The organism is Pseudomonas khavaziana (assembly GCF_036704165.1).
GTDB classification, from domain to species: domain Bacteria; phylum Pseudomonadota; class Gammaproteobacteria; order Pseudomonadales; family Pseudomonadaceae; genus Aquipseudomonas; species Aquipseudomonas khavaziana.
Genome location: NZ_CP129946.1, coordinates 667235 through 678986 on the forward strand (window position 1 = coordinate 667235; position 11752 = coordinate 678986).

The following is an 11752-nucleotide window of genomic DNA, read 5'->3' on the forward strand; positions in this document are numbered from 1 at the left end:
GCCGGTATGACAGGGAAAGTTTTAGGGAGTTTTATGGGAAAGGGATTTTTCAGGCAAAAAGTCGACACCGTCCTGGGCGTCGATATCAACGACAGCAGCATCAGGCTGATCGAGCTGGGCCGCTCAGCGGGCGGTTTCAGCGTCCAGGGCTACGTGACCCAGGCGCTGCCGGCCCATTCGGTGGTCGACGGTACCCTATTGGACCTTGAAGGCGTGGGGCGGGCATTGCAGCAGGCCTTATCGCGCTTGCGGCCTTCGGCCCGATGCGCCGCCGTGGCGGTTACGGGCCCTTCGGTGATCACGCGGTTGATCGAAATGGACGCAGGCCTCAGCGACGAGGAAATGGCCTGGAAGATCCAGATGGACGCCGACCAGTTCATTCCCTACCCACTGGATGAGGTGGCCATCGACTTTCAGGTCCAGGGGCCGTCGGCCCAGGGGGCACAATGGGTCCAAGTGATGTTGGTGGCATGCCTGCGCGAGCAGGTCGAGGCGCGTGAAGCGGTTTTGTCCCTGGCGGGGCTGGTGCTGCGGGTGGTAGATGTGGAAGAGTTTGCATTGGAGCGCGCTTGCCGTCAGGATTTTGCCAGCTTCGCGCCGGGTCATCGAGTCGATGGCGCACAATGGGCCGTGGATGCCCAAGGGATGGGAGTGGCTTGCGGGTTGGCCCTGAGGAGTTTCGCTGGATGATACGAATCAATCTTTTGCCTTGGCGCCAGGCGCTGGCGGAACGCAGACGCAGATATTTCCTGATGCTGATGCTGGCGTTTGTCTGTGTGGCGCTGGCCGCAGTTTGGTTGGCTGATCAGGTGATCGACCAGGCGATAGACCGACAGGTAAGCCGCAACAATCGCCTGGGTGAGGACATTGCCGTACAAGATTCACGGATCAGGACCATCGACGACCTGCAGGAGCGCAGCCAGCAATTGGCCGAACGCATGAAGGTCGTGCAGGATCTGCACGATGCCCGCTCTTCCGGTGCCCGGCTGTTCGATCAGTTAGCTCGCGCAGTGCCCGAGGGCGTACATCTGCATGAGGTGGTGGCGAACGGCGATACCATCAGTATCCGCGGCAGTGCTGAAAGCCACCAGGATATCGCCCAGTTGATGCGTCGGCTCGAGGCCACGCAAGGGGCTCATGCGACTCGTCTGCAGCGCGTGCAGGCCGAAGGCGAGCGCGGCGAAAGTGAGTTTCAGCTGATGGTGCGCCAGGGGGAAACCGTCGAGGCGCAACCATGAGCCTGCCCAGGCTCGACGTTTCCACGCTCTCCCATAACGCTGCCAAATGGCCATTGCCCTACCGGGTCCTGCTCGGCTGCTTGCTGGTCGGCCTGGTGCTGCTGGTGGGTGAGGTTTTGTACCTGAGCCCGTCGCGGGAACGCTTGCAGGGGGGCGAGGCGCGGGGACATGCACTGCAACAGCAGCTTGCAGAAAAAACACAGTTGGCTACCAGCCTTGAGGCGCGTACCGAACATTTGCGCGCAATGGAGGATAAGTTCGTGGGCCTTCTGCGGCAGTTGCCCGCAGAGTCCGAAGTGCCTGGCTTGCTCGAAGATGTTGCCCGACTGGCGGTTGCCAATGGTGTATGGGTCGAGGGCATCACGCTGCTGGAAGAAGAGCCCCGTCAACTCTACACCGAGCAACCTGTGCAGATGGGCGCGACCGGGGCCTACCACGACCTGGCGGCGTTCGTCAGTGCCTTGGCTGGGCTGCGGCGGGTCGTCACCGTACAGGATGTCACGCTTCGGCCTGAGGGTGCCTTGCTGCGTCTGGAAATGGTGGCCAAGACTTATCGGGGCGCCATTCCAAGCGGCCAGGCCCTCCAGGCCCTTGAGCCAGGCCCGCGATTTGTCTATGACCCTTCAACCCTGCGCGATCCGTTCCGGTCGCCCACCTTGCAGGCCGCCCGCGTGCCCGGTCGGCCGGCGCTTTCGCCGGATCTCACCCGATCACGGGGGCTGCTGGAGGGCATGAGCATCGATCAGTTCGAAATGGTCGGCACACTGTCCAATGGCGTGCAGGCTTTCGCCTTGCTGCGTGCGGGATCATTGGTGCATCGCCTGGCGGTCGGTGATTACCTTGGGCCGGACCACGGCCAGGTCACGGCCATTCAAGACGGTTATATCGAATTGGTCGAGCTGTTCCCCGATGACCAGGGCGCATGGCTGGAGCGCCCGCGAACCCTGGTGCTGAACGTCAACTCATAATGGAATCAAACAATGAAAAGGACTTTCTCGTCCTTCGGTGTGGCGCTATGGATAGCGTTTACGGCACCGATGGCTGCCGCTGTGCCCAATCGCCCGGACCTGATCCACCTGCCGCCGCCTGACCGTGCCTTGCCGGCCAGCTATACGGGCGAAAAATTGACCCTCAATTTCCAGGACATCGACCTGCGCGCGGTATTGCAGCAAATCGCCGATGTCGCCGGGCTCAACCTGGTGACCAGCGACGAGGTACAGGGTTCGATCACCCTGCGGCTCAAAAATGTGCCCTGGGATCAGGCGCTGGACCTGGTGCTGCAAACCAAGGGCCTGGACAAACGGGTGCAGGCCGGCGTGTTGCTGGTGGCGCCCGCCGATGAATTGGCCGCTCGCGAACTGCTGGTGCTGGAGTCGCGCAAGCAGATGGCCGAGCTGGCACCGTTGCGTCGAGAGTTATTGCAGGTCAATTACGCCAAGGCTGCGGACCTGGCCAAGCTATTCCAGTCGATGACCGGATTTGAGGGTGCCACGGATGAGCGCGGCTCGGTGGCCGTGGATGACCGCACCAACAACATCATCGCCTACCAGACCGGCGAGCGCCTCGAAGAGCTGCGGCGCATCGTGGCGCAACTGGATATCCCGGTACGCCAGGTGATGATCGAGGCGCGAATCGTTGAGGCCAATGTCGACTACGACAAAAGCCTGGGCGTGCGCTGGGGTGGGCGGCTCAGCCGCGGCAACTGGGGTGCGGGGGGTATTTCAAAACCCCTGGCGGACGGCGCCGAGCCCCCGGCAAACCCGCCCAGTTCACCCTTCGTCGACCTGGGTTCGCTGACCGGTACGTCGGGGCTGGGCATCGCCTACATTACCGACAACCTGTTGCTGGATCTTGAGCTGACGGCGATGGAGAAAAGCGGCAATGGCGAAATCGTTTCGCAGCCCAAGGTGGTCACGTCCGATAAAGAGACCGCACGCATCCTCAAGGGCACCGAGATTCCCTATCAGGAGTCCACCTCCCAGGGCGCTACCTCGGTGTCGTTCAAGGAAGCGTCCCTTTCACTGGAGGTCACGCCGCAGATCACCCCCGATGACCACGTGATCATGGCGGTCAAGGTCACCAAGGACGAGCCCGACTACCTGAACCGGCTCAATGATGTGCCGCCGATCAAGAAAAACGAAGTCAATGCCAAGGTACTGGTCCGGGATGGCGAGACCATCGTCATTGGTGGGGTTTTCTCCAATACCCAAAGCAAAGTGGTAGATAAAGTGCCATTTTTGGGCGATGTGCCGTATCTTGGCCGCCTTTTCCGGCGCGATGTGCTGGCGGAGAAAAAATCCGAGCTGCTGGTATTCCTGACTCCGCGTATTATGAATAACCAGGCGATTGCTGTGAGTCGTTGATTCTGTGCGAAATTTGATTCTTGTAGGACCGATGGGGGCTGGAAAGAGCACCATCGGCCGTTTGCTGGCCAAAGAGCTGCGCCTGCCATTCAAAGACTCCGATAAGGAAATTGAATTGCGCACGGGTGCCAATATCCCATGGATCTTCGATAAGGAAGGCGAACTGGGCTTTCGCGACCGTGAGCAGGCGATGATTGCTGAGCTGTGCGGCTGCGATGGCGTTGTGTTGGCAACCGGTGGTGGCGCGGTGATGCGCGATGAAAACCGTCGGGCGCTGCATGCCGGTGGTCGGGTGGTGTATTTACACGCGTCGGTCGAACAGCAGGTGGGCCGCACTGCCCGCGATCGCAATCGCCCGTTGCTGCGCACTGCCGACCCGGCGAAAACCTTGCGGGACCTGCTGGCACTGCGCGATCCGCTGTATCGGGAAATCGCCGATCTGGTGGTGGAAACCGATGAACGGCCGCCGCGAATGGTGGTGCTCGACATTCTTGAGCGCCTGCAAAGGTTGCCGCCCCGTTAAAGCCTGGCCCGAAATGCGCTATTCTCGGCGGCGCGCCATAACCTTGTGAGGTATGGCGTAGAGCTATCAGGCGGTGTCGGATCACGGCGTTGCCGGTCGTCAATATATCTTCAACGCGGGGACACATGCAGACACTTAAGGTCGATTTAGGCGAGCGCAGCTACCCGATCCACATTGGCGAAGGCCTGTTGGACAAGTCCGAGTTGCTTGCGCCGCATATTGCCGGTCGGCAGGTGGCGATCATCTCCAACGAAACGGTCGCGCCGTTGTATCTTGAGCGTCTGAGCCGCAGCCTTGCGGCGTATTCGGTGATCTCCGTGGTGTTGCCTGACGGCGAAGCGCACAAGAACTGGGAAACCCTGCAACTGATTTTTGATGGCCTGCTGACTGCGCGCCATGACCGTCGAACCACCGTAGTCGCGTTGGGCGGCGGTGTGATCGGCGACATGGCCGGTTTTGCCGCGGCCTGCTACCAACGTGGCGTGGATTTTATCCAGGTGCCGACCACCCTGTTGTCCCAGGTCGATTCGTCGGTAGGCGGCAAGACCGGTATCAACCATCCGCTGGGCAAGAACATGGTCGGTGCGTTCTACCAGCCCCAAGCCGTACTGATCGATACCGCGACCCTCAACACTCTGCCGCCGCGCGAGCTGTCGGCGGGCCTGGCGGAAGTCATCAAGTACGGGTTGATCTGCGACGAGCCCTTCCTGACCTGGCTCGAAGAACACGTAGATGCCCTGCGCGCACTTGACCAGGTGGCCCTGACCGAAGCGATTTCCCGCTCCTGCGCCGCCAAGGCGCTGGTGGTAAATGCCGACGAACGGGAGTCTGGCGTACGCGCCACCCTGAACCTGGGCCACACCTTCGGCCATGCGATCGAAACGCACATGGGCTATGGTGTGTGGTTGCATGGGGAAGCCGTGGCGGCTGGCACTGTGATGGCATTGGAAATGTCGCAGCGCCTGGGCTGGATCAGCGCCCAGGAGCGCGATCGTGGCATCCGCCTGTTCCAGCGCGCCGGTTTGCCGGTCATCCCGCCGACGGAGATGACAGAGGCCGATTTCCTCGAACATATGGCAATAGACAAGAAAGTGATCGACGGTCGACTGCGACTGGTGCTGTTGCGCCACATGGGCGAAGCCGTGGTGACCGACGATTATCCGAAAGAGATTTTACAGGCCACGCTGGGAGCGGATTACCGCGCCCTGGCCCAGCTTAAAGGTTAATAAGATCCCGATGACTAGTTTGCATGCCGACGAGGCGTTCCTCGGCCATTATCACTTGAGCCATGACCCCTTCGCTCCACGGGTGCCGGGTTTCAAATTCTTCCCCGCCCAGCGCAAGCCGGTACTTGGGCAGTTGCATCACCTCGCGCGCTACAGCCAGTTGCTGCTGGTGGTCACCGGCCCGTTGGGCAGCGGCAAGACCTTGCTGCGCCAGGCGCTGGTGGCCAGCACTAACAAGCAATCGGTGCAGAGTGTGGTGGTCTCGGCCCGTGGCGCCGGCGATGCTGCAGGTGTGCTGCGCCAGGTGGCCCAGGCGCTGGACGTAGCCAATGCCGAGCCGAGCGCGATTCTAAAGCAGGTGGTGCAACTGGGCCTGACCGGCCAGGAAGTCTACCTGCTGGTGGACGACGCCGAGCAGCTTGACGAATCTGCCCTCGAAGCGTTGCTGGCGCTTGCTGCGGGCACGCCGGAAGGCCGCCCCCATGTGTTCCTGTTTGGCGAGTCGTCGTTGATCGCCGATCTGGAGCAGATCAGCGGTGATCAGGAACTGTTCCACGTCATTGAGCTGCAGCCCTACGAAGAGGAAGAAACCCGCGAATACCTGGCGCAACGCCTTGAAGGCGCCGGGGCGGGTATCGAACTTTTCACCGCTGCGCAGATCTCTGATATTCACGAAAGCTCCGATGGCTGGCCTGGCAACATCAACCAGGTTGCCCGCGATGCAATGATCGAAGCCATGATTGCCAGCCGCTCAGCGGTCAAGCGTCCAAAGATGGGGTTCACTATGCCTAAGAAGCACGTATTGGCTATTTCCGCCGTTGTCGTGGTCGCTGTTGCCGCCGCCTGGTTGATCCCGGGTCGCAATAAAGCACCGACAACGACCGGCGCGCCAACTGAGCAGGCGCAGTTGCCACTGGGCAAGCCCACGCCGAACGTCGAGTTCGCCAACTCCGGCCAACCGACCAACCTGCCGATGGTTGGTCAGCCTGTAATGCGTGGCCCGCTCGCCGAAGAAGCCGGTGGCATCTCCGAAGGCGACGACGGCGTGCCGGTGGAAGGCTCCAGCGCCACGCCGCCGACCGTGACCACCACCGCGCCGCCAGCCGGCGTACCGGCTGGCACGCCAGCAACCCCGGTAGCGCCTGCCGCACCGGTAGCGCCAGTTGCCAAGCCGACCCCGGCGCCGACAGTTGCGACAGCCAAGCCCGCAGCGCCAGTGGCCAAGCCGGCACCCGCACCTGCGGCCAAGCCTGCTGAAAAACCCGCCGCCACCGTGGCCAAGGCCGGCGCCGCCGGCAGCAGCTGGTACAGCAGCCAGCCTACCGGCAACTTCGTGGTGCAAATCCTCGGCACCAGCTCCGAGGCCAACGCCCAGGCGTTCGTCAAAGAGCAGGGCGGCCAGTACCGTTATTTCAAGAAAGTGCTCAACGGCAAGCCTCTCTACGTCATCACCTATGGCAGCTTCCCAAGCCGCGCCGCAGCTGATTCGGCCATCAAAGCCTTGCCAGCGAAGGTCCAGGCTGGTAAACCTTGGCCTCGCACTGTTGCCAGCGTTCAACAAGAACTGGCAACAACTCGCTGAAGATCCGGCGGCCTTACCCAGGCCGCCCTCCCGGCACCTCAAAAAACAATCGCAAGGCGTGCAGTCCCCCGCAAGGACCGCGCGCTTTGTGGTGTCTGCGCCACAGTAGCTTTTGAGTCGTAGCGGTCAGAATTAAAAAAGTTTTGACTAGCACAGCATATCGCTTTAAACCTTTCATAAATGCGACATAGATTTGCGACATTTCGTCGCTAAATTTGTGAGCGTCTGTGTCGGTGTGTACAATGACCTCCCTTTTGCCCCCGCTAAGCCGGCGTACGTTCGGCGTGGAAGGTAACCGGTTGAATTGAAAAGAAATTTGCCTCGAAATAAGAGGCAGCCTGGTGAGAAAGTGTCTATGAAAGCAGGTCTGTACCAACCCGATGAATTCAAGGATAACTGCGGTTTCGGCCTGATAGCCCATATGCAGGGCGAGCCCAGCCATACCCTTTTGCAAACGGCCATCGAGGCCCTGACCTGCATGACCCACCGCGGTGGGATCAACGCCGACGGCAAGACCGGTGACGGTTGTGGCTTGCTGATTCAAAAACCCGACCAATTCCTGCGTGCTGTCGCCAAAGAGCATTTTGCCGCCGACCTGCCCAAGCAGTACGCCGTGGGCATGGTGTTTTTCAACCAGGACCCGGTCAAAGCCGAAGCCGCTCGCGAGAACATGAACCGCGAGATCGCCGCCGCCGGCCTGCAACTGGTCGGCTGGCGCAAAGTGCCAATCGACACCAGCGTGCTCGGCCGCCTGGCCCTGGAGCGTCTGCCACAGATCGAACAAGTGTTCATCGCAGGCGATGGCCTGAGCGATCAGGACATGGCGATCAAGCTGTTCACCTCGCGTCGCCGTTCGTCGGTGCTCAATGCTGCCGATACCGATCACTACATCTGCAGCTTTTCCCACAAGACCATCATTTACAAAGGCCTGATGATGCCGGCGGATCTCACCGCCTTTTATCCGGACCTGAGCGATGAGCGCCTGCAAACTGCGATCTGCGTGTTCCACCAGCGCTTCTCCACCAACACCCTGCCGAAATGGCCGTTGGCCCAGCCGTTCCGCTTCCTCGCCCACAACGGCGAGATCAACACCATCACCGGCAACCGCAACTGGGCCGTGGCCCGTCGCACCAAGTTCGCCAACGATCTGATGGACCTGGAAGAGCTTGGCCCGCTGGTCAACCGCGTGGGCTCCGACTCCTCCAGCATGGACAACATGCTCGAACTGATGGTCACCGGTGGTATCGACCTGTTCCGTGGCGTGCGTATGATCATTCCGCCTGCGTGGCAGAACGTCGAGACCATGGACCCGGACCTGCGGGCGTTCTACGAATACAACTCGATGCATATGGAGCCCTGGGACGGCCCGGCCGGCGTGGTCATGACTGATGGCCGCTATGCAGTGTGCCTGCTCGACCGTAACGGCCTGCGCCCGGCACGTTGGGTTACCACCACCAACGGCTTCATCACCCTGGCGTCGGAAATCGGCGTGTGGAACTACAAGCCCGAAGATGTGATTGCCAAAGGCCGCGTTGGCCCGGGCCAGATCCTGGCCGTGGACACCGAGACCGGGCAGATCCTCGACACCGACGCCATCGACAACCGCTTGAAGTCTCGTCACCCGTACAAGCAATGGCTGCGCAAGAACGCCCTGCGCATCCAGGCGACCATGGAAGACAACGACCACGGTTCGGCTTTCTACGACATCGACCAGCTCAAGCAGTACATGAAGATGTACCAGGTCACGTTCGAAGAGCGCGACCAGGTGCTGCGCCCGCTTGGCGAACAAGGCTACGAGGCCGTCGGCTCCATGGGCGACGACACGCCGATGGCCGTGCTGTCCCAGCGCGTGCGCACCCCGTACGACTATTTCCGCCAGCAATTCGCCCAGGTCACCAACCCGCCGATCGATCCGCTGCGCGAAGCCATCGTGATGTCCCTGGAAGTGTGCCTCGGTGCCGAGCGCAACATCTTCCAGGAGTCGCCTGAGCACGCTTCCCGCGTGATCCTCAGCTCGCCGGTTATCTCCCCGGCCAAATGGCGCTCGCTGATGACCCTGGAGCGTCCAGGTTTCGACCGCCAGATCATCGACCTGAACTACGACGAGAGCCTCGGTCTTGAAGCCGCTGTGCGTAACGTCGCCGACCAGGCCGAAGAAGCCGTGCGCGCCGGGCGTACCCAGATCGTGCTGACCGACCGCCATATCGCGCCAGGCAAGCTGCCGATCCACGCTTCGCTCGCCACCGGCGCGGTGCACCACCGTTTGACCGAAAAGGGCCTGCGTTGCGACTCCAACATCCTCGTTGAAACCGCTACTGCCCGTGACCCGCATCACTTTGCAGTGCTGATCGGTTTCGGCGCGTCGGCGGTGTATCCGTTCCTGGCGTACGAAGTGCTCGGCGACCTGATCCGTACCGGTGAAGTTTTGGGCGACCTCTATGAGGTGTTCAAGAACTACCGTAAAGGCATTACCAAGGGCTTGTTGAAGATCCTGTCGAAGATGGGCATCTCCACGGTCACCTCGTATCGAGGTGCGCAACTGTTCGAAGCCATTGGCCTGTCGGAAGAAGTCTGCGAGCTGAGCTTCCGTGGTGTGCCGAGCCGCATCAAGGGCGCACGTTTCGTCGACATCGAAGCCGAGCAGAAAGCCTTGGCGTTGGAGGCCTGGAGTGCGCGCAAGCCGATCCAGCAAGGCGGCCTGCTCAAGTTCGTGCACGGTGGTGAATACCACGCCTACAACCCGGACGTGGTCAGCACCCTGCAAGCCGCCGTGCAGCAGGGCGACTACGCCAAGTTCAAGGAATACACGAGCCTGGTGGATAATCGCCCGGTGTCGATGATCCGCGACCTGTTCAAGGTGAAGACTTTGGACACGCCGATGGACATCAGCGAAGTCGAGCCGCTGGAATCGATCCTCAAGCGCTTCGATTCTGCTGGTATCTCTCTGGGCGCCTTGTCGCCCGAGGCCCACGAAGCCCTGGCCGAAGCCATGAACCGCCTGGGCGCGCGTTCCAACTCCGGTGAAGGCGGCGAAGACCCGGCGCGCTACGGCACCATCAAGAGCTCGAAAATCAAGCAGGTCGCCACTGGCCGTTTCGGCGTAACCCCGGAATACCTGGTCAACGCCGAAGTGCTGCAGATCAAGGTGGCCCAGGGCGCCAAGCCTGGTGAAGGCGGCCAGTTGCCAGGCGGCAAGGTCAACGGCCTGATCGCCAAGCTGCGTTATGCGGTGCCGGGCGTGACGCTGATCTCGCCACCGCCGCACCACGACATCTATTCAATCGAAGACTTGTCGCAGCTGATTTTCGACTTGAAACAAGTCAACCCGCAGGCCCTGGTCTCGGTGAAGCTGGTGGCGGAAGCCGGCGTCGGCACCATTGCTGCCGGCGTGGCCAAGGCCTATGCCGACCTGATCACCATCTCCGGCTACGACGGCGGTACCGGCGCTTCGCCGCTGACCTCTATCAAGTACGCCGGCGCGCCATGGGAACTCGGCCTGGCCGAAACCCACCAGACCCTGCGCGGCAACGACCTGCGCGGCAAAGTGCGGGTACAGACCGACGGCGGCCTTAAAACTGGCCTCGACGTGATCAAGGCGGCGATCCTCGGCGCCGAAAGCTTCGGCTTCGGCACCGCGCCAATGATCGCCCTGGGCTGCAAGTATCTGCGCATCTGCCACCTGAATAACTGCGCCACCGGCGTAGCGACCCAGAACGAGAAGCTGCGCAAGGATCACTACATCGGTACCGTCGACATGGTGGTGAATTTCTTCACCTACGTCGCCGAAGAGACCCGTGAGTGGCTGGCCAAGCTGGGCGTGCGTTCCCTCGAAGAGCTGATCGGGCGTACCGACCTGCTGGATATCCTCGAAGGCCAGACCGCCAAGCAACAGCACCTGGACCTGACGCCGCTGTTGGGCAGCGATCACATCCCGGCAGACAAGCCACAATTCTGCCAGGTGGACCGCAACCCGCCGTTCGACAAGGGCCTGTTGGCCGAGAAGATGGTCGACATGGCAGGCAGTGCGATCAATGACGCCAGTGGTGGCGAATTTGCCCTGGATATCTGCAACTGCGACCGGTCCATCGGCGCACGCATCTCCGGCGAAATCGCGCGCAAGCACGGCAACCAGGGCATGGCGAAAGCGCCGATCACCTTCCGCTTCAAGGGCACGGCGGGCCAGAGCTTCGGCGTGTGGAACGCCGGCGGCCTGCACATGTACCTGGAAGGCGACGCCAACGACTACGTGGGCAAGGGCATGACCGGTGGCAAGCTGGTGATCGTTCCGCCTAAAGGCAGCGTCTACAAGACCCAGGACAGTGCCATTATCGGCAACACCTGCTTGTACGGCGCCACCGGAGGCAAGTTGTTCGCCGCCGGCACCGCCGGTGAGCGCTTCGCCGTGCGTAACTCCGGTGCCCACACCGTGGTGGAAGGCACCGGCGATCACTGCTGCGAGTACATGACCGGCGGCTTTGTCGCGGTACTGGGCAAGACCGGTTACAACTTCGGTTCGGGCATGACCGGCGGTTTCGCCTACGTGCTCGACCAGGACAACACCTTCGTCGACAAGGTCAACCACGAGTTGGTCGAGATCCAGCGGATCAGCGGCGAAGCCATGGAATCCTACCGGAACCACTTGCAGCACGTGCTGGATGAGTACGTCGATGAGACCGGCAGCGAATGGGGTCGTGAACTCGCCGAGAACCTCGATGATTACCTGCGTCGTTTCTGGCTGGTCAAGCCCAAGGCTGCCAACCTGAAATCGTTGCTCTCCAGCATCCGTGCCAACCCGCAGTGATATGCGCCTGAACAGTTTG

The 11752-nt window shown here is 61.4% G+C and carries 7 protein-coding genes and 1 pseudogene; all 8 read left to right on the forward strand.

The window, feature by feature from the left end; all coding sequences use genetic code 11:
• Positions 1-33: 33 nt before the first annotated feature.
• The 8 genes and pseudogenes from pilM (at position 34) to gltB (ending at position 11733) form a co-directional block, all read left to right on the forward strand.
• A complete protein-coding gene (gene pilM / locus QYQ93_RS02925; RefSeq protein WP_043047238.1) occupies positions 34-690 on the forward strand; it encodes a type IV pilus assembly protein PilM in 657 nt (218 codons plus the stop codon).
• A complete protein-coding gene (locus QYQ93_RS02930; protein ID WP_338476289.1) occupies positions 687-1238 on the forward strand; it encodes a PilN domain-containing protein in 552 nt (183 codons plus the stop codon). Before pilM ends, QYQ93_RS02930 begins: the two co-directional genes overlap by 4 nt.
• The gene (locus QYQ93_RS02935; RefSeq protein ID WP_338476291.1) at positions 1235-2206 is read left to right on the forward strand and encodes a pilus assembly protein PilP; all 972 of its coding nucleotides are present in this window, start codon (positions 1235-1237) and stop codon (positions 2204-2206) included. Before QYQ93_RS02930 ends, QYQ93_RS02935 begins: the two co-directional genes overlap by 4 nt.
• 138 nt (positions 2207-2344) lie before the next feature.
• Positions 2345-3601, forward strand: a pseudogene (locus tag QYQ93_RS02940) (type IV pilus secretin PilQ); the annotation flags it as partial.
• 4 nt (positions 3602-3605) lie between these two features.
• On the forward strand, positions 3606-4124 hold the full coding sequence (gene aroK / locus QYQ93_RS02945; RefSeq protein ID WP_003187914.1) for a shikimate kinase AroK: 519 nt from the start codon (positions 3606-3608) through the stop codon (positions 4122-4124).
• 125 nt (positions 4125-4249) lie between these two features.
• On the forward strand, positions 4250-5350 hold the full coding sequence (gene aroB / locus QYQ93_RS02950; RefSeq protein ID WP_043047234.1) for a 3-dehydroquinate synthase: 1101 nt from the start codon (positions 4250-4252) through the stop codon (positions 5348-5350).
• Between the two features lie 10 nt (positions 5351-5360).
• Positions 5361-6932, forward strand: a complete 1572-nt coding sequence (locus tag QYQ93_RS02955; RefSeq protein WP_043047233.1) for an SPOR domain-containing protein — start codon at positions 5361-5363, stop codon at positions 6930-6932.
• Positions 6933-7287: 355 nt separating this feature from the next.
• Entirely contained in the window at positions 7288-11733 is a 4446-nt protein-coding gene (gene gltB, locus QYQ93_RS02960) for a glutamate synthase large subunit (RefSeq protein ID WP_338476292.1), read from the forward strand.
• Positions 11734-11752 lie beyond the last annotated feature (19 nt).

What these genes read in the sequence shown, in the direction of transcription:
- QYQ93_RS02955 (WP_043047233.1), top strand. Translation starts at nt 5,361, where the DNA reads ATGACTAGTTTGCATGCCGACGAGGCGTTCCTCGGCCATTATCACTTG.
- gltB (WP_338476292.1), top strand. Translation starts at nt 7,288, where the DNA reads ATGAAAGCAGGTCTGTACCAACCCGATGAATTCAAGGATAACTGCGGT.
- aroB (WP_043047234.1), top strand. Translation starts at nt 4,250, where the DNA reads ATGCAGACACTTAAGGTCGATTTAGGCGAGCGCAGCTACCCGATCCAC.
- pilM (WP_043047238.1), top strand. Translation starts at nt 34, where the DNA reads ATGGGAAAGGGATTTTTCAGGCAAAAAGTCGACACCGTCCTGGGCGTC.
- QYQ93_RS02930 (WP_338476289.1), top strand. Translation starts at nt 687, where the DNA reads ATGATACGAATCAATCTTTTGCCTTGGCGCCAGGCGCTGGCGGAACGC.
- QYQ93_RS02935 (WP_338476291.1), top strand. Translation starts at nt 1,235, where the DNA reads ATGAGCCTGCCCAGGCTCGACGTTTCCACGCTCTCCCATAACGCTGCC.